Raw genomic sequence first — 20,491 nt, 5'->3', positions numbered from 1 at the left:
ATCATGAGTGTTTTATGCCGTTAACCGATGAACACCGTTTTGGTATGCAGCTGGCGCATATGTCTCGCGGCTGGCGTGCCGAACTGGACCGCCGCCTGGCGGGGCTCGGCCTGTCCCAGGCCCGCTGGCTGGTGCTGTTGCATTTGGCCCGCTTCGAAGAGGCGCCCACTCAGCGCGAGCTGGCGCAAAGCGTCGGCGTAGAAGGGCCGACCCTGGCCCGGCTGCTGGACAGCCTGGAAACCCAGGGCCTGGTTCAGCGCCAGTCGGTGGTGGAAGATCGCCGGGCGAAGAAAATCGTTCTCTGTCCGTCCGCCCGGCCCTTGATCGAACAGATCGAAACCATCGCCACCGCCTTGCGTCATGAGCTGTTCGTTGGCGTTGACGAAGAAGACCTGCGGGTCTGCATTCGCGTTCATGAGCGCATCCTGGCCAATCTGGAAAAATCCTGACGCCTTCAACCGGGGTTGCCTGACCCCGGTTTGTCTTGTTCCTCTGCCATTCTGAATTCAAGCCTGCTGCGCCCAGGGGCGTTTTTTGCGTGCCTGTCAAAAGGTCTGGCCCAGATTCAGTGACAGGGCTTTCTGGTTGTCGTCGTTGAAGCCGTAGCTGAAGTTCAGCGGCCCCAGCGGCGTGTCGAAGCCGAGAAAGATGCTCGCCGCGTTGATGTAGCCGCTGTCGAAGGCATTGTCGTTGTTCCACACCCGGCCCCGCTCCAGCGAGCCTCCCAGGTACAGTGGAAAGTCCAGGGGCAGATAGGAGCGCGGTGTCAGGCGACGGAAGTACACGGCGCGAGCCAGGCTGATGTTCTGCCCGGAGAGGGCGTCCTGACGGAAACCGGACAGTTGTCGAGCTCCACCGAGCAGGAAGCTGGACGTCACCACGTCGGCGTTGTCCAGGGTCCGGCCATAGCGACCGCCTAGGACAAAGGTATTGGGGCCGCTGCTCAGCGCCTTGTCCAGCTTGAACTCCCACTGCCGGTAGCGATTGTCCGAACCCAGGCTCGGTTCGAACTGGCGCAGGCTCAGCTTGATGTCTTCGCCGGAGTGAGGAAAGTAGACGTTGTCCAGCGAGTCGAAGGAGTACTGCAACTGGTAGTAGCCTTCGTTGAAGTTTTCGCTGGGCAGGTTATGGTCGCCGATGCGCACATCGGCCTTGCCCCAGGCCTCGCCGACGCCGAAACGCACTTCGCCGCTGTTGCCGATCTGGCGCCCTAGGTTGAGCCCGAAACCGTAGCGTTCCACGCGATATTCGGCGATCGGGTCGTTGTCCAGCACCGCCTCGACGTTCTGCGCTTCGGCGGCGATGAAGGGCGCAATGAAGTAGCGTGAACCGGCATCCAGTGGCTGGTAGAACTCGCTGTAGAGTTCCTGCTGATCACCGATCTGCACCCGGGTCAGCCATTCTGCACCCAGGCTGTTGATGCCGTTCATGCGGTAGCTGGCGCCGATATTGAACGCGCTGTCGCCACGCATGTCATCGGACAGGTTCAGCCCCAGGCGCAGGTAGTCGGTACCACTGCGCTTGCCCCGGGCGCTGATCACCAGGGTGTTGTCCTGCCCCTTGTGGGCTACGCGATACTGCACCTGTTCGAAGAAATCCAGGCCGTACAGGGTGCCCATGTCGGTTTCCAGGCGGCCCAGGTCCAGCGGCTCGCCGATGCGCTGGCGGATGTAGTAGCGGATCACTTCGTCGCCGACCTTGGAGTCGTTTTCCACCTTGATCGCGCTGATGATCGGAGTGCGCTGGCTGGGCTGGCGCGCAGCGGTCAGTTCGGCATCCAGCGCATGGGCCGGACGCAGACGGGCCAGGCGCGCGTCGAGGATACGGGTGGCGCGGTAGCCGGCGTCGATCATTTCCTGGGCCCGGCCAAAGTCGGTAACGCCAAAGCTCGACAGCGCTGGCTGGATCAGCACGTCGTCCTTGTGCAGTGCCGCCAGTTGCACCTCCGAGTTGCGCCGGGTCATCAGGGTGATGGACTGGTTGAGCACGTCGACCACGGTATTGAGTTGCTTGCGCGAACGCAGCGGTGTGCCGATGTCCACCACGATGGCGATGTCGACTCCCATGTCCCGCGCCACGTCCAGGGGAATGTTATCGGTCATGCCGCCGTCCACCAGCAGACGGCCATCCAGTTCCACCGGTGCGAAGACCGCCGGGATCGACATGCTGGCGCGGATCACCTGGGGCAGGTGGCCCTTGCGAAACACCACTTTCTCGCCGCTGGCGATATCGGTGGCCACGGCCCGGAAGGGGATCGGCAGCTTGTCGAAGTCACGGGTATCGCTGGCGTGGGCCAGCTTGCTTTCCAGCAGCAGTGCCAGGTTCTGTCCCTGGATCACCCCCAGCGGCAGGCCCAGGCTGCCATCGTCGCGGAAGCTGAGCTTCTGCTTGACCAGAAAATCCCGGTCGTCCTGCTTGCGCCGGAACGGCACGTCTTCCCGGGGCGGGGCATCGGACAAGGCCTGTCGCCAGTCGATGTTCAGCGCAAGCTTTTCCAGCTCGTCGATCTTGTAGCCCGAGGCATACAGCCCGCCGATCACCGCGCCCATGCTGGTGCCGGCGATGGCGTCGATGCGGATGCCCTGTTCCTCCAGGGCCTTGAGCACCCCGATGTGGGCCAGGCCGCGGGCGGCGCCCCCAGACAGCACCAGGCCGATTTTCGGTCGTGGCGCTTCGGCAGATTGAGCAAGCAAGGGCAGCAGGCAGAGGAACAGGCAGGACAGCAGGCGGCGCATTACGGTTCTCGGGGCGGGCGATAAAGCCGGCTATTATAACGACGCCCTTGAATCCAGGAGTCGGCCGTACCATGACTGAACGTAAACCCGAAGTGATCATCACCTATTGCACCCAATGCCAGTGGCTACTGCGGGCGGCGTGGCTGGCCCAGGAGCTGTTGAGCACCTTCAGCGACGACCTGGGCAAGGTGTCCCTGGAGCCGGCAACCGGCGGGGCCTTTCGCATCACCTGCGATGGCGTGCAGATCTGGGAACGCAAGGCCGATGGTGGCTTTCCCGAGGCCAAGGTGCTGAAGCAGCGGGTTCGCGACCAGATCGACCCCGAGCGCGACCTGGGCCACAACGACCGTACTCAGTGAGAGCCGGCTTCAGCCGTGGCTGCCTTGCTGCCCGAACCCGCCGACAGGCGGCTTGAAACCACGATGGCAACGATGATCAAGGCCCCACCGAACAACATGCGCAGGGTCGGGTTTTCGCCGAACAGCAACCAGGCCACGGTAATTCCGTAGACCGGTTCCAGGGCAAACACCACCGCTGCGGTGCGCGCCTTGATCACTGCCAGGCTGGCGACAAACAGGCTGTGGGCCAGACCGGTGCAGAAAATTCCCAGCAGGCTGATCCACAGCCAGTCCATGGCCCGCACCTGGCCAAGCTCGGGAGCCGCCACCGGCAACAGGCACAGGGCGACCACCACGTTTTGACAGAGCGCCGCCTGCACCGCGGGGATCCGCCCGGAGCTGGCACGGTTGTTCAGTGACAGCAGCGCAAACAGCAGGCCCGAGCCCACGGCCCAGAGCAGGCCGGTGGTGGCCTGGCTGGCCAGGTCGAAGTCCGGGGTCACCAGCACCAGGCCGATGCTGACCAGCAGCACCAACAGCATTTCGTTGAAGCGGATCCGCTCGCGGAAGATCAGGCCTTCGAGAATCACCGTGAACGCCGGAAAGCTGGCAAAGCCCAGGGTCGCGATAGCCACCCCCGCGACCTTCACCGCCACGAAGAAACTCACCCAGTGCCCGGCCAGCAGCAGGCCGCTGAGCAGCAGGCGCCGCCAATCGGTGGCGGCCAGTTTCTGCCAGGGGGTGTTGCTCGCCAGGCGGGCGAAGACGCCCAGGGCGAGCACGGCAAAGGCTGCACGGCCGAAGACGATGACCGCGGGCGAAGCGGCGGCGAGCTTACCGAATACACCGGTCAGGCCGAACATCAGGGCACCGATATGCAAGGCGCCAAGGGCGGTACGCGGAGTCATTTTTATCCTTAACCACAAGACGGGCAGTAATGGCCTTAGGCGGCAATGGGTTCAGTCTACGGGCGGGGCGGCCTGTTGGTCTGTCGCGATCCTGGCGTTTTTTGTCGAGGGACTAGCGTCTGCCCCTTGGCGCAGTTGGCGCGGCGAGTGGCCGTACTGCCGCAGTATCGCCGCGGCAAAGGCACTCTGGGAGCTGTAACCCACGCGGCTGGCGATTTCGCCCATGGGCAAGGTCGATCCGCGCAACAGTTCCAGGGCCATGTGCAAGCGCCGGCGTCGCACGTATTCCATGGGGCTGGCCCCGCACTCGGCGATGAACCGTGCATGCAGGCGGGCAGCGGACAGCCCGGCGATACGGGCCAGGTCGGCCACCTGCAAGGGGTGGGCGGCGTGATGATCGATATGGGCATTCAGGGCGGCATAGGGCAGGCGGCGCTCGCGGGGCTGGCTGTCGGCGCGATGATTGAGGCTGGCCAGCAGCAAGACCGCGCCTTGCTGGGCAATCAAGGGGTCGTCCACCGGGCTGTCCGCCAGCCAGTTGACCAGGCGGCTCTGGCTCGGCCCCAGGACCTGGTGTCGGGGCGCATCGAGCAAACGCCGACTGGCCTCTGCATGTTCCCCCAACGATTGCTGAACCCAGTGTTCGCCGGGTATGTCCAGCACCAGGCAATGGCTGCCGCTGGGGCTGCCGCAGACATGCCGGGCGCCGGCCGGCACCACCACGAAGCTCTGCTGCTGCACCTGGCTGCCCTGGCCTTCGACTTCGAAATCGAGCTGGCCACGCAGGCCGAACACCAGTTGCGCATGTTCATGGCTGTGGGCGATCAGGTCATGGGTGTAGTGGCGCAGGGTGAGGATAGATCCCATCACGGTCTCCTTGGCAGGCGGCCAGTCTACACCGGCGGTCGGGCGTTTCGCGCTGTCATCGCACTGCCGCATTTGTGTCATGGGCTATTAATCGCTGGGGCGCAAGCTCGCAAAAAATCCAGGAGAGCGTCCATGACCCATGCCGAACTCGCCAAGCCCAGCCGCAAGCAACGGGTGCGGACCCTGTGGATTTCAGATGTGCACCTGGGCACCCGGGATTGCCAGGCCGCACACCTGGCACGCTTTCTCAAGGCCTATCACGCCGATCGCATCTATCTGGTGGGCGACATCATCGATGGTTGGAAGCTGCGCGGCGGCATGTACTGGCCCCAGGCCCATACCAACGTGATCCGGCGCCTGCTGACCATGAGCAAGCGTGGTACCGAGGTGATCTACGTCACCGGCAACCACGACGAATTCCTGCGGCGCTACTCCAGGCTGATTCTCGGCAATATCCAACTGGTGGACGAGGCGGTGCATGTCACTGCGGACGGGCGTCATCTGCTGGTGATCCACGGCGATCAGTTCGATGTGATTACTCGCTATCACCGCTGGCTGGCCTTTCTCGGCGACTCGGCCTACGAATTCACCCTGACCCTCAACCGCTGGCTCAACCACTGGCGGGCGCGTTATGGCTATGGCTACTGGTCGCTGTCGGCCTACCTCAAGCACAAGGTCAAGACGGCGGTGAGCTTCATCAGCGATTTCGAGGAAGCCATTGCCCACGAATGCGTCAAGCGCGAGTTGCACGGGGTGGTCTGTGGCCATATTCACCATGCCGAGATCCGCAAGGTGGGCGAGGTGGATTACCTCAATTGCGGTGACTGGGTGGAGTCCTGCACGGCCCTGATCGAGCACTGGGACGGCAGCATCGAACTCTATCGCCTGGCCGAGGCCCAGGCCCGTGAGGCCCTGCTCAAGGCTGAGCGGATGAAAGTCGCGGAGCCGGCCTGAGCCCTGGGCCGAACACGGTTTTTCAGGCCGGGCTGGCCTGCTCCATGGCCGCCTTGTACAGCGACTGCCGGGGCTGGGCGAACAGCCGTTGCAGCATGGGCTCGAAGAAGCTCAGGGGCAGGCTCTCGTAGGCCGGATCGAAGGCGGCGGCGTCGTACTTGGCGCAGAACTCGGCGGTGTACTGGTACAGCGGGTGGTCACTGAACTGCTCGCGCAGGTGGCGATCCATGCCCAGGTGATGGAAGAAGTAGTAACCCTGGAAGATCCCGTGCTTCTCCACCATCCACAGGTTTTCCGGGCTGACAAAGGGCTTGAGAATGGCGGCGGCGATATCCGGGTGGTTATAGGAACCCAGGGTATCGCCAATGTCGTGGAGCAGGGCGCAGACCACGTATTCCTCGTCGCGCCCGTCATGCCAGGCGCGGCTGGCGGTCTGCAGCGAATGGGTCAGGCGGTCCACCGGGAAGCCGCCGAAGTCGCCTTCCAGCAATTGCAGGTGGGCCAGGATGCGTGTCGGCAACTGCTTGGCGTAGGCACTGAAATCCGCGGCGATGATCGCCCAGTCCTCCTGGGTACCGTCCTGCATATGGGTAAAGCGCGCATGGGTGTTCATCGGCCATCCTCTTGTTGTCATGGGGCGGGTCTGCAAGGCCTGGCCCTGTGGGGAGCCGCTGGCGGCCCTGGGGTCTAGAAGGGCACCTTGCCGAGGATCATGTCGCGGTACATGACGAAGTCCCCCAGCAGGCTGTACAGCGGATGCTGGAAGGTGGCCGGGCGGTTTTTCTCGAAGAAGAAATGCCCGACCCAGGCGAAGCCATAGCCGGCTATCGGCAACACCAGCAGCAGCCACCAGGCGCCTTTGCCGATGGCCAGGGCGAGGATGAAGATCACCAGGCTGGTGCCGATGAAGTGCAGGCGTCGGCAGGTGCTGTCGCTGTGCTCGCTCAGGTAGTAGGGGTAGAACTCGGCGAAGCTGTTGAACTGTCGGATGTTTTCCATGGCCGCGATCTCTGTGTCTGTTGTTCTGTCGGCGGATGTTCGGCGGGGAGCTTATTTGAGTCTAGAGTCCTTGGCGGCGCAGGCCAGTGACAATAGGCGCCACTTTAGTATCCTTGGGAAATTGGCCGTAGCATGCGGCTCATCATGTAAGAACCCCTCATGAGCGAACGAACGACTTCTGCAAGCTGGACCCTGGGAATCGTTAAGGCCCTGGAGATGGACGGCCTGGATTGCCGGGCCTTGTTCAAGCAGTTGGGGCTCGACTACGGTGCCCTGGAAGATCCCGACGCGCGCTTCACCCAGGACTCCATGACCCGGCTCTGGCAGCGCGCCGTCGAGCTTTCCGGCAACCCGGCGATCGGCCTGAACATGGGCAAGGTGGTGCGTCCGGCGTCTTTTCACGTGGCCGGGTATGCATTGATGTCGAGTCGTACCCTGGCGGAGGGGTTTCAGCGGCTGGTGCGTTATCAGCGGATCATTGCCGAAAGCGCTGACTTGAGTTTCCGCCTTCTTCCCGAGGGCTATGCACTGATCCTGACGGTGCATGGCGACCATCTACCGCCCACCCGGCAAAGTGCCGAGGCTTCGCTGGCCTGCGCCCTGGCCTTGTGCGGCTGGCTGACGGGGCGCGCGTTGCAGCCGCGCAAGGTGTTGCTGCAGGGCGAGCAGCCCGGGGACCTGCAACCCTACAAGGACATGTTCCACGCGCCCCTGGTGTTTGCCGCGCCCTTTGATGCGCTGATCTTCGAGCGTGCCGACATGGAGGCCACGCTGCCCACCGCCAACGAGGCCATGGCCCTGCTGCACGATCGTTTCGCCGGCGAATACCTGGCGCGCTTCTCCGAAAGCCGGGTGACCCACAAGGCGCGGCAGGTCTTGTGTCGCCTGCTGCCCCAGGGGGAGCCCAAGCGCGAGATGGTGGCGCAGACGCTGCACCTGTCCCAGCGCACCTTGCAGCGCCGCCTGCAGGAAGAGGGCACCAGCTTCCAGGCGCTGCTGGATGACACCCGCCGGGAACTGGCAGAGCAGTACCTGGCGCAGCCGCGCATGACCCTGCTGGAAATTGCCTACTTGCTGGGGTTTGCCGACCCGAGCAACTTCTTCCGTGCATTCCGCCGCTGGTTCGATGCCACGCCCGGTGAGTACCGAGCGCGGTTACAGGCCGCGCCGGCCCCGGTCAATGACGCCAGAATGCCGGAATACACAACACGAACACCGTGATGATTTCCAGCCGGCCCAGGAGCATGCCCAGGGACAGGATCCACTTGGCGGCGTCCGGCAGGGTCGAGAAGTTGCCGGCCGGGCCGATGGTTTCACCCAGGCCCGGGCCCACGCCCGACACGGTGCTGGCGGCACCGGTGAGGGCGGTCATCCAGTCCAGGCCCAGCAGCGAAAGGGCCAGGGCGATCATGCAGATGGTGATGGCGAAGAAGAACGAGAAGGTCAGGATCGAGCGGACGATTTCTTCGTCCAGGCGATGGCCGTTGTACTTCTGCTTGATCACCGCCCTCGGGTGAATCAGTTGATTGAGGTTGGCCTTGAGCAGGATGTAGGCGACCTGGAAGCGGAAGATCTTGATCCCGCCGGCAGTGGAGCCGGAACAGCCGCCGACAAACCCCAGGTAAAAGAACAGCATCAGTGAGAAATTGCCCCACAGGCTGTAGTCGCCCAGGGCGAAGCCGGTGGTGGTGACCACCGACGTCACGTTCAGCGCCACGTGGCGCAGGGCCTCGAGCCAGTGCAGGTTGGTGGTCCACCAGTACCAGGTGCCGAGTACCAGCCAGGTCACCAGCAGCAGCCCGAGCAGGCCCTGGACCTGCTGATCCTTGATCAGCGCCCGGCGGTTGCCACGCAAAGTGGCCACATAGAGGGTGAAGGGCAGGCTGCCGAGGATCATTACCACCACCGCCACCCAGTGCACCGCCGGTTGCTTCCAGTGGGCCAGGGAATCGTCTGAGGTGGAGAAACCGCCGGTGGAGATCGCCGACATGGCGTGGTTGATGGCATCGAACACGTTCATCCCGGCCCACCAGAACGCCAGGCTGCCAAAGATGGTAATGCCCACGTAGGTGGCGACGATCAGCCGGGCGACCATGTGCGAGCGCGGCATGACCTTTTCCGAGCGGTCCGAGGATTCGGTCTGGAACAGGCGCATACCACCGATACGCAGCAACGGCAGGATCGCCACCGCCATGCCGATGAAGCCGATGCCCCCCAGCCAGTGCAGCATAGAACGCCAGATCAGGATCCCAGGCGACATGCTGTCCAGGCCGCTGAGCACCGTGGCGCCGGTGGCGGTGATGCCGGACATGCTTTCAAAGAACGAGTCGGTGTAGCTGATGTGCTGGGTCAGCAGGAATGGCAGGGCGGCAAAGATGCACACCACCAGCCAACTGGAGACCGTCAGCAGGTACATGTCGCGGGGGCGCAGATGAACGTGCTCGGGGCGCCCGGGGATCACCAGGGCCAGGCCGGCGATAAAGGTGATCATGCTGGCCCAGAGGAAGGACGGCAGGTCGCCGGTACGTTCGAAGACCACCAGGGTCGCCATCGGCACCACCATGGCGATCGCCAGGGTGATGAGGAAGATGCCGATGATGAAACCAATGATCCTTAAGGTCGGCAACGCCATGTGTTCCGCTCGGGCTGGTAGATGAAGGGCGCCCATTCTACCTGCGGGGCAGGGCATGTAAACCGGCACCCGGCCGGCAGATCCCGCTAGAATGGCCGGACATTTTTTTCAGGAGGTGGCCGATGGAGGCTCTCGACGCTTTGCTCAACCGTGTTTCCGTGCCGCGCCTGGTGGAGCCCGCGCCTAGCGCCGCGCAGCGCGAAGCCTTGTTCGCCGCCGCCCTGCGCGCGCCGGATCATGGCCAGTTGCGCCCCTGGCGGTTCCTTACCGTCGAAGGTGCGGCACGCGAGCAGTTGGGCGAGTTGCTGGTGGAGGCGGTACAGCTGCAGGGCGGCGAAGTGACCCAGGCGGCCCTGGACAAGGCCCGGGCCATGCCCCTGCGCGCACCACTGGTGGTTGTGGTGGTCGCCCGTTTGCAGGAGCACTTCAAGGTGCCCAGGAGCGAGCAATTGCTGGCAGCGGGCTGCGCGGCCCACGGTATCCTGCTGGCGGCCTACGCCCAGGGGATCGGCGCGGTGTGGCGTACTGGCGAGTTGTCCTACTCGCCCCATGTAGCCAAGGGCCTGGGCCTGGAGGACGGCGAAGAGATCATTGCCTTCCTGTATCTTGGCACGCCGCTGAATGAGCCGCGGATCGCCCCCAAGGTCGATACCGCCGAGTTCGTCAGCGCCTGGACTGCCAAGGCCTGATTTTCCTCTTCTAACGCTGTGTACCTCGCGGGCAAGCCCGCTGTTGCCGGACCCGGCGGCAGCGGCTTGCCCGCATTGCGTTCAGGCCTGCACCACGGCGCCGGGGACCAGGGGCAGTTCCAGGGTGGCGATGAATCCGCCCTGAGGGTGGTTGGCCAGCAGCAGGCTGCCACCGTGACGCTCTGCGGCGCGGCGGGCGATGGCCAGCCCCAGGCCATGGCCCGGAGCGCTTTGCCCCGGGGCGCGGAAGAAGGGCTCTCCCAGCTGGCTCAAGTGCTCGGCTTCTACGCCGGGTCCATGATCGCGCACGCTGATCTGGATCTTCTCGCCCTGGCGTTGGGCCGTGACTTCGATCGCTTGCCCGGCGGGGTTGAAGCGCTGAGCGTTGCGCAGCAGGTTGTCCACTGCCCGCTCCAGCATGGTCGGCCAACCGCGCAGGTGCAGCTGTGGCGGGGCGGTTATCAGCACCGGCTGTTCCGGGCAGGCCAGTTGCGCGTCTTTCTGCACGGCGACCAGCAAGGCGTTGAGGTCCACTTCTTCGGCGCTGGCGTTGTCCGCATCGACCCGGGCCAACACCAGAATCTCGCTGATCAGCGCTTCCAGGCGGTCACATTCGCGGGTCAGCCGCGGCCAGAGCTTTTCCCGTTCTTCGGGGGCGGCCCGTTCCGCCAATGCCAGGGCGATGCGCAGGCGGGCCAGGGGCGAGCGCAGTTCGTGGGACACGTCCCGCAGCAGTTGGCGCTGGCTGCCGATCAGGCTCTGCAGGCGCGAGCCCATGCGGTTGAAGTCCCGGGCCAGTACACCGAATTCGTCGCGGCGGTTGGACAGGCGCGCCAGGCTGTTCTGCTGGTAGGTGGCCTGGCCCAGGTCGTGTACCGCGCCGCGCAGGCGGCTCAGGGGGCGGGTGATGGACAGGGTGACCAGGAGGCTGAACAGGGTCAGCACCACCAGGGCGATGGCCAGGGCGCTGAGGGGCCAGGTCAGGCTGTCGCGGTGCCAGGCGTCCAGTTCCGGATGGGGGATGCGATAGATGAACAGGTAGGTGTCGCCGGTTTTCGGGCTGGTGTACTCCGCCGTCAGGCGGCGCCAGGGCAGGTGCCGGTCGTCATTGTTCTGCCGGGCTTCGAAGGCCGCGGCGCGGCGCGGGAAGGTGCCGCGAACCACCGGGTCGCCACTCTCGTTGAGCACCTGGACATCGATGTGGTACTGGCGCTTGCGCTGCTGGAGGATGTCCTGGGCAGCGTCCTCGCCCTGGTTCTCGTAGGTCTGTGTCCATTCCTCGGTCAGGCTGTTGAGGCCGGGGTGACGGCTGAGGATCCAGGCATCCTGGTTGAGCATGTGCCCGAGCAGGATCGACAGCCCTGCAACCAGGGTGATGGCCAGCCAGAAGCTGGCCAGGATGCGCCAGAACAATGAACGCACAGGAACTCCTCGAACGCGAAAGCCCAGTGGGGGGAGGCCACTGGGCTGGGGGTGGACGCTAACGCATTATTGCGCTTTTTGCGGTTGCTGCGCTTTCCAGGCCTTGAACTCGGCCCATTCGGCGCGACGCTCCTCTTGTTTCTTGACGATGGCGTCAAACTCTTTCTGCTGCTCTGGCTTGAGCAGGGCGCGGATATCGGCCTGGGTTTTCTGGTGCTTGGCGGTCAGCTCATCCTTCATGGCTTTTTGGTCGGCCGGCGAGAGTTTCTCCAGGTACTTTTCCACCACGGCCTTGCGGTCGTGCATTTGCTCGCCCATCAGCTTGCCGATCTGCTGGCGCTGTTCGCGGCTCAGGTCCAGTTGGCTGAAAGGGCCTTTGCCGCGCATGTGCTCGCTGTGCCGAGGGCCGTCCATGGGGCCCATCGGGCCGTGACCTTCCGGCATGGCCATGGCCACGGTTGGCAGGGCGGCGGCGAACATCAGAGCGATCAGGGTCTTGCGCATGGTGTATCTCCTTGTCTCATTCCCGGTAAGTTCCGGATGAGTTCAGGTTACCCAGATCAAGGTCAGCGGCAGTCAGCGGAGGGTAAAGCTTGGGTAAAGAAGGTATTTCACGGCCCTGACATATCTGCCAGGGCACATCGGGATCAGAGGCTGTAGTAGTAGCCGCGGCTGCGCAGGGCGACGATCCGTGGACGGCCGTCGGGGTGCGGGCCGATCTTCTTGCGCAGGTTGCTGACATGCATGTCCAGGCTGCGGTCATACAGGGTCAGCTTGCGGCCCAGGGCGATCTGCGCCAGTTCCTGCTTGTCCAGGGGCTCGCCCGGTTGCTTGAGCAGGGCTTCGAGCAGGCGGCTTTCGGAAACGGTCAGGGTAATGTCCTGCTCGTCGATGTTGACCACACCGCGCAGCGGGCTGAAGCACAGGTCGCCCAGTTCCATCTGGCTGGAGGCCGCCACCGGATGGCTGCGGCGCAGTACGGCACGCAGGCGGGCGGTGAGTTCACGGGGGTCGCAGGGCTTGGCCAGGTAATCGTCGGCACCCAGTTCCAGGCCGAGGATGCGGTCCAGGGGTTCGCCACGGGCCGAGAGCATCAGCACCGGCAGGTCGGGGTGCTCATTGCGCAGTTGCTTGAGCAGCTCCAGGCCGCTGCCGTCGGGCAGCATCACGTCCAGTACCACCGCTGACGGCGCCGTTTCGGCCAGGGCGCGACGGGCGCTCAGGCCATCGTGGCAGGCCCGCACCAGAAAACCTTCCTGGCTCAGCCAACTGCTCAGGAGCTCGCACAGCTCCTGGTCATCATCAATCAGTAACAGGTCGCTCATGAATCTCTCAATTTAGCCATTGTCGACGCTTGCGATGCCCGCCACTGGCGAAGATCCCGCAGAGCAGGGCCAGCAGGGCCACGCCGCCGCCGGTGACGAACCACTGCTGTTGATCGGTCAACAGGCGGGGTGCCGGGTTGGCCTGGGCCTCTTTGAGTTGCAGCTTGAGGCGCTGGTTCTCCTGGCGCAAGCGGGTCAGTTGGGGGCTTTCCCGTTCGGCATCGGTATTTTGCAATTGTTTGCTCAGTTCATCGCGCAGGCGCTCGCTTTCTTTCAAGCGTTGCTGCAACTCGGTGATCTGACTGCCGGCGCTCAGGGACAGCGGCGTGGAATGGCCGGTGTCCTGGGTTTCCTCGGCAAGGGCTGGAGCCCCGATCGACAACATGACCAACAGCAGGCACAGCGGACCTTGGCGCATCGAAACTCCTGATTCCAATCGAGTGTTGGGCAGGTTGTCGGCAGTCAAACGAGAATAATGAGCGATTGAGAGCGCGATGAACCGCGAAGGTTCATCGCACCCGGGAGGATTTACGGCATCGATTGCTTGAACGGCTTGACCAGTACATGGGCGTAGACGCCGCAGGTCACGAACGGGTCGGCGTCGGCCCAGGCCTGGGCGGCGCTCAGGGAGTCGAACTCGGCGACGATCAGGCTGCCGCTGAAACCGGCCGCGCCCGGGTCATTGCTGTCGATCGCCGGGTGTGGGCCGGCGAGTACCACGCGCCCCTGATCCTTGAGCACTTGCAGCCGCTCCAGGTGCGCCGGCCGGTTGGCCAGGCGTTTTTCCAGGGAGTTGGCGACGTCTGTGGCAATGATTGCGTAAAGCATGTCAGTCCTCGGTTTTCGGGGTGGTGGGATCGGCGTCATGCAGGTGGCGCGAGAGGTAGATACCCTGGCCCACCAGGAACAATACGGTCATGCCCAGGCTGCCGAAGACCTTGAAGTCGACCCAGATGCTCTGGAAGGTGAAGGCGACAAACAGGTTGGCGGCGCCGCAGAACAGGAAGAAGGCGATCCAGGCGATGTTCAAGCGGGTCCATACCGGGTCTGGCAACGTCAGGGCGTGGCCCATGATGCGCTTGATCAGCAGGCGGTCGCCGACGAAGTGGCTGCCGATGAAGGCCAGGGCGAACAGCCAGTTGACCACCGGAGCTTTCCATTTAAGGAAGGTTTCGCTGTGGAAGGCCAGGGTCAGGCTGCCGAAGACCAGGCAGGCGATCAGGGTCAGCCACTGGCTTTTTTCCAGCTTGCGCTGGGAGATGAACAGGGCGCCATACACCACCAGGGAACTGATGATCAGCACCGCTGTGGCGCTGTAGATGCCGCCCAGGGTGACTTCGTGACCGGCAAGGTCGACGACGCGGGGATCAATTTTATAGACGATGAAAAACAGGAACAGCGGGATGAAGTCGATGAATTGTTTCACAGTGGCAGCCAGAAGCAGGATGTCCCGGCATAATAACAAACATCCTTGGTAGCGAAAGCGCCAGCTGACTTGAGGTTTTATCGTCCTGTGAATGTTGATTTGCACTGCCATAGCACGGCCTCCGACGGCGCCCTGGCGCCCGCGGTTCTGGTTGCGCGTGCGTACGAGAGAGGCGTGCGAATCCTGTCCCTGACCGACCACGACACCCTCGAAGGGCTGGACGAAGCGCGCCAAGCGGCGCAGCAACTGGGTATGCAGCTGGTCAATGGCGTCGAGCTTTCCTGCACCTGGGGCGGCGCCACTATCCATGTGCTGGGCTACGGCTTCGATACCCAGGCCCCGGCTTTGGTGCAAGCCATCGAAAAGCTCCACGAAGGCCGCTGGCTGCGTTCGGAGGAGATCAGCCGCAAGCTGGCCCTCAAGGGCATGCCGGGAGCGCTGGAAGGCGCCCGGGCGATCCAGCAGGAACTGGGGGACAGTGGCAATGCACCGGCGCGGCCGCACTTTGCCGACTACCTGGTGCGTGCCGGTTTCGTGAAGGATCGCGCCGAGGCGTTTCGCAAATGGCTGGGGGCCGGCAAGCTGGGGGACGTCAAGCAGCACTGGCCGACCCTGGAAGAAACCGTCGGCACACTGCGGGCCGCGGGGGCCTGGGTCAGCCTGGCCCATCCCTGGCATTACGATTTCACCCGCAGCAAGCGTCGCCGCTTGATTGCCGACTATATTCAAGCCGGTGGTCATGCTATCGAAGTGGTCAATGGCCACCAACCTGCAGAGCAAGTGGGCAGTTTGGCTATCCTTGCTCGTGAATTCGGACTGCTGGTCAGCGCTGGCAGTGACTTTCATGGCCCTGGAGGCTGGTCCGAGATTGGTGAGTATCGCCCGGTCCCGGAAGACCTGCCGCCCCTTTGGTGTCGGTTCAAACATGAGCCAATTATTGCCGCCTGAACAGGTAGAGACAGTGAGTCAATTTTTCCAGATCCACCCGGAAAACCCCCAACCACGCCTGATCAAACAGGCCGTCGAGATCATTCGCAGCGGCGGTGTGGTGATCTATCCCACGGATTCGTCCTACGCCGTCGCCTGCCAGATGGGCGACAAGGGCGCAATCGAACGGGTTCGACGCCTGCGCCAGCTGGACGACAAGCACAACTTCGCGCTGATCTGCAGCGACCTTTCGCAGTTGGGCCTGTTCGCCAAGATCGACACGGGCACCTTCCGTCTGCTCAAGGCCCATGTGCCGGGGCCCTACACCTTCATTCTCAACGCCACCCGGGAAGTGCCGCGCCTGCTGCTGCACCCCAAGCGCCGGACCATCGGCCTGCGGGTGCCGAGCAACCCGATCGCCCTGGCGCTGCTGGCCGAGCTGGGCGAGCCGCTGATGAGCGTCAGCCTGATCATGCCCGGTGATACCGAGGCCCTGAGCGATCCCTACGAGATGCGCCAGTTGCTGGAGCACCAGGTGGACCTGATCATCGATGGCGGTTTCGGCAGCACCGAGTCGTCCACGGTGATCAACCTCGCCGACGGCGAGCCGGAAGTGATCCGCGTCGGTTGCGGCGACCCCGCGCCGTTCATGGCCGAGGCCTAGATGTCCGCAGTGGAAACCGTCGACGACCAGGCCGGCGCCCAGCAGGAGCTGCCCTTCGCCATGGTCTACGGCCAGGCGGTCATGGAAATGCCCCTGGACCTGTACATCCCCCCGGATGCCCTGGAAGTCTTTCTCGAAGCCTTCGAAGGCCCGCTGGACCTGCTGCTGTACCTGATCCGCAAGCAGAACATCAACATCCTCGACATCCCGGTGGCGGAGATCACCCGCCAGTACATGGGCTATGTGGAGCTGATGCAGTCGGTGCGCCTGGAACTGGCCGCCGAGTACCTGGTGATGGCGGCAATGCTTGCCGAGATCAAGTCGCGCATGCTCCTGCCGCGCTCAGCCGAGGTCGAGGAAGAAGAGGACGATCCGCGGGCCGAACTGATCCGCCGCCTGCAGGAATACGAGCGCTTCAAGGCGGCCGCCGAGGGCATCGACGGCCTGAGCCGGGTCGGTCGCGATGTGCTGGTGCCCAAGCTCGACGCCCCGGAGGCCCGGGCGCGCAAGCTGCTGCCGGATGTGGCCCTGGAAGAGTTGCTGATGTCCATGGCCGAGGTGCTGCGCCGTGGCGACATGTTCGAAAGCCATCAGGTGAGCCGCGAGGCGCTGTCCACCCGCGAGCGCATGAGCGATGTGCTGGAGCGGCTCAAGGGCGGCGGTTTCGTGCCCTTTGTCGAGCTGTTCACCGCCGAGGAAGGGCGCCTGGGGGTGGTGGTGACCTTCATGGCGATCCTCGAACTGGTCAAGGAATCCCTGGTCGAGCTGGTGCAGAATGAGCCCTTTGCGGCCATCCACGTACGGGCGCGAGCCGAATAACGAGCTTAAATCATGAACCTGAATGAACCCCGCGAGCTGGCGCCCCTGCTCGAAGCCTTTCTGTTGGCCTCGGGAAAACCCCAGTCCCTGGAACGCCTGTTCGAGCTCTTCGAAGAAGCCGAGCGGCCGGACCCGGCGGTCTTCAAGAAAGCCCTGGCCCTGCTCGGCAAGTCCTGCGAAGGGCGGGCCTTCGAGCTCAAGGAAGTGGCCTCCGGCTATCGCCTGCAGATCCGCGAGAAGTTCGCGCCCTGGGTCGGCCGCCTGTGGGAAGAGCGCCCGCAGCGTTACTCGCGCGCCATGCTGGAAACCATGGCCCTGATCGCCTATCGCCAACCCATCACCCGGGGCGAGATCGAGGACGTGCGTGGCGTGGCGGTCAACAGCCATATCGTCAAGACCTTGCTGGAACGTGAGTGGATCCGCGTGGTGGGGTATCGCGACGTACCGGGCAAGCCGGCGATGTTCGCCACCACCAAGGCGTTTCTCGATCACTTCAACCTGAAGAACCTCGACGACCTGCCGCCTTTGGCGGAACTGCGGGAGATCGAGGCCGAGCCGGTACTGGAATTCGACGACGCGCCGGTGCCCGAGCACCTGCAACAACTGGCCGATGCCAGCGCCGAGCCGGAGGAACCCAAGGAAGAAACCAGCTTCCATACCCTGCTGCTGGAGCTGGACTCCATGGAGGAGGGGATCAAGACCGACTTTGAAGACTTGCACCGTGATGGTGTGGTGGAACCGGAGCAGGGAGGAGTGCAAGAGCCCGTGTCGGATCTCCCGCAGGAGGAGGCCCGGACCGAATCTGAGTTCCTCGCCGATGAGCCCGATGAATTCCCGGTCGAACCCGAGGACCGGCCGCCGGTCGAAGCAGAGGATGATGTGCTGGGCGTGGCCGAGGCCCGGGCCAAGTTGCTCGCCGCAGTAGCCGCACTGGAGCCTGCTACGCCGCAGTTGAGCGAGGAAGAGGCCGAAGCCCTGGCCCTGGCCGAAGCCATCGAAAACGAACGCCGCCTGCTGGACGATTGACCTTGTAGTCGCTGGCCGGCTCGGCGCATGGCTGGCGGTTTTTTTCGCCGGCAAGCCGGCTCCTACAGAGGTGATGGATGAGTTCTGCCAAGGATCCCTGCATCAGCGTGTGCAAGTTCAGCGATGACATCTGCATCGGCTGCGGGCGCAGCAAGCGTGAGATCAAGGCCTGGAAGAAGCTCGACAAGGCCGAGCGCCGTCAAGTGCTGGCTGAAGCCGCCATGCGCCTGCTGCAATTGCGCGCCACCGGCCGGCGGAAAAAGTCCTGAGGGGCGACTTATCAACTAGTCTGTGATGCGCAACCGCCGCCATGAGCGTATGATTCGCGACCCTTTGGCGATCCATTCGCCACAGACCCTGTTTTCCACCCTTCAGGCCGCTCAAGCCTGAAGCGACACACCGGGAGGTGCCCAGATGAGCGATACCGATCAGAACGACCAGGAAATCCGTCCAGCCGGCGAAAAACTGCAGAAAGTCCTCGCACGCATCGGCGTCGGCTCGCGCCGCGATGTCGAGTCCTGGATCAGCCAGGGCCGGATCAAGGTCAACGGCAAAGAGGCCACCCTGGGCCTGCGCGTCGACCTGCATGACGCCATTTCCATCGATGGCAAGGTGATCAAGCGCGAAGAGGCCGCCGAATCGGTGCGCCGCGTGATCATGTACAACAAGCCCGACGGCGAGATCTGCACCCGCGACGACCCGGAAGGCCGCCCGACCGTGTTCGACAAGCTGCCGCGTCCGCGCGAAGGCCGCTGGATCAACATTGGCCGCCTGGACATCAACACCACCGGTCTTTTGATGTTCACCACCGACGGTGAACTGGCCAACCGCCTGATGCACCCTTCCTACGAGATGGACCGTGAGTACGCGGTGCGTGTGCGTGGCGAGGTCGACGACGAGATGATCGAGCGCCTCAAGGCCGGCGTCATGCTCGAAGACGGCCCGGCCAAGTTCACTGACATTCAGCAGGCGCCCGGTGGCGAAGGTTTCAACCACTGGTACCACTGCGTGGTGATGGAAGGTCGCAACCGTGAAGTGCGCCGCTTGTGGGAATCCCAGGGCCTGGTGGTCAGCCGCCTGAAGCGCGTGCGCTTCGGTCCGGTGTTCCTGAACTCCGACCTGCCCATGGGCCGCTGGCGCGAAATGAGCCAGTACGAAGTCGATGTGCTCAGCGCCGAAGTCGGCCTGACGCCGGTGGCCATGCCGCAGCTCAATGCCAAGTCCAAGGACAAGCTGGAGCGCATGCAGCGCAAATCCTCGCGTCCGGTGGGCAAGAGCGAGCGCGTGCGCACCCTGCGTCCGGCCAATGGCAGCGCGGCCACCCCGCGTGTTTCCCGCGAGCCGCAGATCGAAGGCGAGCGTCCTGGCCGCAAGCCGGCTGCCCGTCCGGATGGCGAGCGTGGCTCCCGTGCTCCGCGTCCGGCTACTGGCCGCGGCACTCCGGTGGCCGAACGCCCGGCGGACACCAAGCGTCCGGCCAAGCCGGCGCCCAAGTCCAAGCGCCCAAGCCTGGTGCTGGACAAGGACGCACCTTCCGGCAAGCGCCGTGGCGCCCCGGCCGGTTCCGGCCAGCGTCCCGGTTTTGGTCGCCGCAAGCCGGAGTGATTTCCGGCCTGCCGACAAAAACGCCAACCTCCGGGTTGGCGTTTTTTTTTGCCTGCAACTGCGCAGGAGCCGGCTTGCCGGCGAACCAGGCCGCCCGGCTTGCGCAGGCTGATAGCGGCCTTCGCTTGCCAGCTCCTACGCTAGAAGGCGAACTGGCCGTCGAACACAGGCTTGTTATCCACCGCCAGCACTCCGGAACTGAAGATCAGGTCCAGGTGATGGCTGCCTTTGGCGCCGCCCCCCAGGCCCAGGTGCAGGCCGCAATGGCGCTCTTCGAAGCCGGAGTTGCGCCCGTAGAGGGACCTGATGCCCTCGTTGGTGCCGATTCCCAGTTCCTCTATGCGCCGGTTGGACGGGTTGGCATCCAGGTACTTGTTGAAGTCATTGGCCAGCCCCGGCACCTCGGTGGCCACCCGGCTGATGCTGGAGTTCTCGATCCACAGTTCCAGCGGTGCTTTCAGCACCCCGTACTTGCGGGCGAAAGGGATGGTGCTGAGGAAGGTGCCGAGAAACTTCACATGGCCGTTGATGGCATCGCTGTGGGTGGCGATTTCCCCCGGTGCCAGGTCGTAGTTGCCGACGCCGTTGATGTCGGTCCATTTCTTCACGCTGTTCAAGGGCGCTTCGAAATATGAGCCCTGAAGGTCACTGAAGCTCAGGGTGGTGGCCTGGGACAGGCGGCGGATCAGAGTGGCGTTGAGGTCGGCAATGCGTTGCGGCTCGACGCTGAAGGTGTCGTAGAAGTACTCGCCGTAATCCTTGAACAGCAGGGACTTCTTCCAGTGCTCGGCCATCAGCCCATGCAGCGGCCGCAGGAACTCCGGGCCGTCGGGGCGTGGCTGGGGCAGGGTCGAGGAGTCGTAGAAGAAGATGTACAGGTCACAGTCGATGATGGCCTGGGCAAGGGTCGCCGCCGGCTCCTGGTCCAGGCGCAGGGCGCTGACCGTCAGTGGGGTGGCCTGGCGCGACTGTTCGAGGATGGCGCTGACCATGGCCTGGTACTCGGCGGTGTGGCCGATCACCACCCTGGAGGGCTGGGCGCCGCTCAAGGCCGGATGCCGCTCGAGGTAGTACAGGAAATGGCGGATGGCGCGGGTCTGGTCCATAAAACCTCCCTGGAGGACAAAGGTGACCGGCGCAGGCACCAGGCCTGCA

Annotated in this window: 24 protein-coding genes; 11 read left to right on the top strand and 13 right to left on the bottom strand. The window is 64.0% G+C overall.

All coding sequences use genetic code 11. The features are described from left to right. Positions 1-14: 14 nt before the first annotated feature. Positions 15-449 (top strand): MarR family transcriptional regulator, encoded by a 435-nt coding sequence (locus ACUXVH_RS23645; protein ID WP_011059918.1) that lies wholly within the window; start codon positions 15-17, stop codon positions 447-449. Between the two features lie 96 nt (positions 450-545). Here ACUXVH_RS23645 and ACUXVH_RS23640 read toward each other — a convergent pair whose 3' ends face one another. Next, the gene (locus ACUXVH_RS23640; RefSeq protein ID WP_065363347.1) at positions 546-2,735 is read right to left on the bottom strand and encodes a patatin-like phospholipase family protein; all 2,190 of its coding nucleotides are present in this window, start codon (positions 2,733-2,735) and stop codon (positions 546-548) included. Positions 2,736-2,806: 71 nt separating this feature from the next. Between ACUXVH_RS23640 and ACUXVH_RS23635 the strand changes: the two genes are divergently transcribed. Beyond that, on the top strand, positions 2,807-3,094 hold the full coding sequence (locus tag ACUXVH_RS23635) for a SelT/SelW/SelH family protein (protein ID WP_011059920.1): 288 nt from the start codon (positions 2,807-2,809) through the stop codon (positions 3,092-3,094). Here ACUXVH_RS23635 and ACUXVH_RS23630 read toward each other — a convergent pair. Together ACUXVH_RS23630 and ACUXVH_RS23625 are read right to left on the bottom strand one after the other, a co-directional pair. Then, positions 3,088-3,981: a DMT family transporter gene (locus tag ACUXVH_RS23630; protein ID WP_015634597.1), complete on the bottom strand. Its 894-nt coding sequence runs from the start codon at positions 3,979-3,981 to the stop codon at positions 3,088-3,090. The genes ACUXVH_RS23635 and ACUXVH_RS23630 overlap by 7 nt on opposite strands. A gap of 51 nt (positions 3,982-4,032) precedes the next feature. Further along, positions 4,033-4,848: a helix-turn-helix transcriptional regulator gene (locus tag ACUXVH_RS23625; protein WP_015634598.1), complete on the bottom strand. Its 816-nt coding sequence runs from the start codon at positions 4,846-4,848 to the stop codon at positions 4,033-4,035. Between the two features lie 132 nt (positions 4,849-4,980). Between ACUXVH_RS23625 and ACUXVH_RS23620 the strand changes: the two genes are divergently transcribed. Further along, complete coding sequence (locus ACUXVH_RS23620) at positions 4,981-5,802, top strand: UDP-2,3-diacylglucosamine diphosphatase (protein WP_065363348.1); 822 nt, start codon at positions 4,981-4,983, stop codon at positions 5,800-5,802. Between the two features lie 22 nt (positions 5,803-5,824). On the opposite strand, the gene ACUXVH_RS23615 is transcribed toward ACUXVH_RS23620, so the two are convergent. Beyond that, positions 5,825-6,415: an HD domain-containing protein gene (locus ACUXVH_RS23615; RefSeq protein ID WP_015634600.1), complete on the bottom strand. Its 591-nt coding sequence runs from the start codon at positions 6,413-6,415 to the stop codon at positions 5,825-5,827. A 74-nt stretch (positions 6,416-6,489) separates the two neighbouring features. Further along, positions 6,490-6,801 (bottom strand): DUF962 domain-containing protein, encoded by a 312-nt coding sequence (locus ACUXVH_RS23610; RefSeq protein ID WP_011059925.1) that lies wholly within the window; start codon positions 6,799-6,801, stop codon positions 6,490-6,492. Positions 6,802-6,960: 159 nt separating this feature from the next. On the opposite strand from ACUXVH_RS23610, the gene ACUXVH_RS23605 reads away from it, so the two are divergent. Next, positions 6,961-8,022: an AraC family transcriptional regulator gene (locus ACUXVH_RS23605; protein WP_011059926.1), complete on the top strand. Its 1,062-nt coding sequence runs from the start codon at positions 6,961-6,963 to the stop codon at positions 8,020-8,022. On the opposite strand, the gene ACUXVH_RS23600 is transcribed toward ACUXVH_RS23605, so the two are convergent. After that, positions 7,979-9,433, bottom strand: a complete 1,455-nt coding sequence (locus tag ACUXVH_RS23600) for a TrkH family potassium uptake protein (protein WP_011059927.1) — start codon at positions 9,431-9,433, stop codon at positions 7,979-7,981. The genes ACUXVH_RS23605 and ACUXVH_RS23600 overlap by 44 nt on opposite strands. Before the next feature lie 122 nt (positions 9,434-9,555). Between ACUXVH_RS23600 and ACUXVH_RS23595 the strand changes: the two genes are divergently transcribed. Continuing rightward, the gene (locus tag ACUXVH_RS23595) at positions 9,556-10,122 is read left to right on the top strand and encodes a nitroreductase family protein (protein ID WP_011059928.1); all 567 of its coding nucleotides are present in this window, start codon (positions 9,556-9,558) and stop codon (positions 10,120-10,122) included. Between the two features lie 81 nt (positions 10,123-10,203). Here the strand turns inward: ACUXVH_RS23595 and ACUXVH_RS23590 are convergent, their stop codons facing one another. The 6 genes from ACUXVH_RS23590 to ACUXVH_RS23565 form a co-directional block, all read right to left on the bottom strand. Continuing rightward, positions 10,204-11,544 (bottom strand): sensor histidine kinase, encoded by a 1,341-nt coding sequence (locus ACUXVH_RS23590; RefSeq protein ID WP_011059929.1) that lies wholly within the window; start codon positions 11,542-11,544, stop codon positions 10,204-10,206. A gap of 66 nt (positions 11,545-11,610) precedes the next feature. Continuing rightward, positions 11,611-12,048, bottom strand: coding sequence for a Spy/CpxP family protein refolding chaperone (locus tag ACUXVH_RS23585; protein ID WP_015634603.1), 438 nt, complete (start codon positions 12,046-12,048; stop codon positions 11,611-11,613). A 143-nt stretch (positions 12,049-12,191) separates the two neighbouring features. Further along, entirely contained in the window at positions 12,192-12,869 is a 678-nt protein-coding gene (locus ACUXVH_RS23580) for a response regulator transcription factor (RefSeq protein ID WP_011059931.1), read from the bottom strand. A 7-nt stretch (positions 12,870-12,876) separates the two neighbouring features. Continuing rightward, positions 12,877-13,287: a translation initiation factor 2 gene (locus ACUXVH_RS23575; protein WP_019093743.1), complete on the bottom strand. Its 411-nt coding sequence runs from the start codon at positions 13,285-13,287 to the stop codon at positions 12,877-12,879. Positions 13,288-13,397: 110 nt separating this feature from the next. Continuing rightward, a complete protein-coding gene (locus ACUXVH_RS23570) occupies positions 13,398-13,697 on the bottom strand; it encodes a YciI family protein (RefSeq protein ID WP_011059932.1) in 300 nt (99 codons plus the stop codon). Position 13,698: 1 nt separating this feature from the next. After that, the gene (locus ACUXVH_RS23565) at positions 13,699-14,295 is read right to left on the bottom strand and encodes a septation protein A (protein ID WP_011059933.1); all 597 of its coding nucleotides are present in this window, start codon (positions 14,293-14,295) and stop codon (positions 13,699-13,701) included. Between the two features lie 87 nt (positions 14,296-14,382). Here ACUXVH_RS23565 and ACUXVH_RS23560 point away from each other — a divergent pair, with 87 nt between their 5' ends. The 6 genes from ACUXVH_RS23560 to rluB all read left to right on the top strand — a co-directional run bounded on the left by ACUXVH_RS23560 (position 14,383) and on the right by rluB (position 19,336). Further along, complete coding sequence (locus tag ACUXVH_RS23560) at positions 14,383-15,243, top strand: PHP domain-containing protein (RefSeq protein WP_011059934.1); 861 nt, start codon at positions 14,383-14,385, stop codon at positions 15,241-15,243. A gap of 13 nt (positions 15,244-15,256) precedes the next feature. Continuing rightward, complete coding sequence (locus ACUXVH_RS23555) at positions 15,257-15,886, top strand: L-threonylcarbamoyladenylate synthase (RefSeq protein WP_041120586.1); 630 nt, start codon at positions 15,257-15,259, stop codon at positions 15,884-15,886. A gap of 120 nt (positions 15,887-16,006) precedes the next feature. Continuing rightward, positions 16,007-16,705: a segregation and condensation protein A gene (locus ACUXVH_RS23550; RefSeq protein WP_169893818.1), complete on the top strand. Its 699-nt coding sequence runs from the start codon at positions 16,007-16,009 to the stop codon at positions 16,703-16,705. Between the two features lie 12 nt (positions 16,706-16,717). Beyond that, positions 16,718-17,731: an SMC-Scp complex subunit ScpB gene (gene scpB, locus ACUXVH_RS23545; protein ID WP_065363349.1), complete on the top strand. Its 1,014-nt coding sequence runs from the start codon at positions 16,718-16,720 to the stop codon at positions 17,729-17,731. Positions 17,732-17,808: 77 nt separating this feature from the next. After that, positions 17,809-18,000, top strand: coding sequence for a DUF1289 domain-containing protein (locus tag ACUXVH_RS23540; RefSeq protein ID WP_011059938.1), 192 nt, complete (start codon positions 17,809-17,811; stop codon positions 17,998-18,000). 145 nt (positions 18,001-18,145) lie between these two features. Continuing rightward, a complete protein-coding gene (gene rluB, locus ACUXVH_RS23535; protein ID WP_041116636.1) occupies positions 18,146-19,336 on the top strand; it encodes a 23S rRNA pseudouridine(2605) synthase RluB in 1,191 nt (396 codons plus the stop codon). A 140-nt stretch (positions 19,337-19,476) separates the two neighbouring features. Here the strand turns inward: rluB and ACUXVH_RS23530 are convergent, their stop codons facing one another. After that, on the bottom strand, positions 19,477-20,442 hold the full coding sequence (locus tag ACUXVH_RS23530; protein ID WP_015634612.1) for a hypothetical protein: 966 nt from the start codon (positions 20,440-20,442) through the stop codon (positions 19,477-19,479). Positions 20,443-20,491: the final 49 nt, after the last annotated feature.

The organism is Pseudomonas sp. 8(2025), from assembly GCF_052665325.1.
This window is presented reverse-complemented; position numbering and strand designations above follow the sequence as displayed.

Excerpts from the sequence above, each read along its gene's own strand:
- ACUXVH_RS23645 (WP_011059918.1), top strand. The coding sequence starts at position 15 with ATGCCGTTAACCGATGAACACCGTTTTGGTATGCAGCTGGCGCATATG.
- ACUXVH_RS23640 (WP_065363347.1), bottom strand. The coding sequence starts at position 2,735 with ATGCGCCGCCTGCTGTCCTGCCTGTTCCTCTGCCTGCTGCCCTTGCTT.
- ACUXVH_RS23635 (WP_011059920.1), top strand. The coding sequence starts at position 2,807 with ATGACTGAACGTAAACCCGAAGTGATCATCACCTATTGCACCCAATGC.
- ACUXVH_RS23630 (WP_015634597.1), bottom strand. The coding sequence starts at position 3,981 with ATGACTCCGCGTACCGCCCTTGGCGCCTTGCATATCGGTGCCCTGATG.
- ACUXVH_RS23625 (WP_015634598.1), bottom strand. The coding sequence starts at position 4,848 with ATGGGATCTATCCTCACCCTGCGCCACTACACCCATGACCTGATCGCC.
- ACUXVH_RS23620 (WP_065363348.1), top strand. The coding sequence starts at position 4,981 with ATGACCCATGCCGAACTCGCCAAGCCCAGCCGCAAGCAACGGGTGCGG.
- ACUXVH_RS23615 (WP_015634600.1), bottom strand. The coding sequence starts at position 6,415 with ATGAACACCCATGCGCGCTTTACCCATATGCAGGACGGTACCCAGGAG.
- ACUXVH_RS23610 (WP_011059925.1), bottom strand. The coding sequence starts at position 6,801 with ATGGAAAACATCCGACAGTTCAACAGCTTCGCCGAGTTCTACCCCTAC.
- ACUXVH_RS23605 (WP_011059926.1), top strand. The coding sequence starts at position 6,961 with ATGAGCGAACGAACGACTTCTGCAAGCTGGACCCTGGGAATCGTTAAG.
- ACUXVH_RS23600 (WP_011059927.1), bottom strand. The coding sequence starts at position 9,433 with ATGGCGTTGCCGACCTTAAGGATCATTGGTTTCATCATCGGCATCTTC.
- ACUXVH_RS23595 (WP_011059928.1), top strand. The coding sequence starts at position 9,556 with ATGGAGGCTCTCGACGCTTTGCTCAACCGTGTTTCCGTGCCGCGCCTG.
- ACUXVH_RS23585 (WP_015634603.1), bottom strand. The coding sequence starts at position 12,048 with ATGCGCAAGACCCTGATCGCTCTGATGTTCGCCGCCGCCCTGCCAACC.
- ACUXVH_RS23580 (WP_011059931.1), bottom strand. The coding sequence starts at position 12,869 with ATGAGCGACCTGTTACTGATTGATGATGACCAGGAGCTGTGCGAGCTC.
- ACUXVH_RS23575 (WP_019093743.1), bottom strand. The coding sequence starts at position 13,287 with ATGCGCCAAGGTCCGCTGTGCCTGCTGTTGGTCATGTTGTCGATCGGG.
- ACUXVH_RS23570 (WP_011059932.1), bottom strand. The coding sequence starts at position 13,697 with ATGCTTTACGCAATCATTGCCACAGACGTCGCCAACTCCCTGGAAAAA.
- scpB (WP_065363349.1), top strand. The coding sequence starts at position 16,718 with ATGAACCTGAATGAACCCCGCGAGCTGGCGCCCCTGCTCGAAGCCTTT.
- ACUXVH_RS23540 (WP_011059938.1), top strand. The coding sequence starts at position 17,809 with ATGAGTTCTGCCAAGGATCCCTGCATCAGCGTGTGCAAGTTCAGCGAT.
- rluB (WP_041116636.1), top strand. The coding sequence starts at position 18,146 with ATGAGCGATACCGATCAGAACGACCAGGAAATCCGTCCAGCCGGCGAA.
- ACUXVH_RS23530 (WP_015634612.1), bottom strand. The coding sequence starts at position 20,442 with ATGGACCAGACCCGCGCCATCCGCCATTTCCTGTACTACCTCGAGCGG.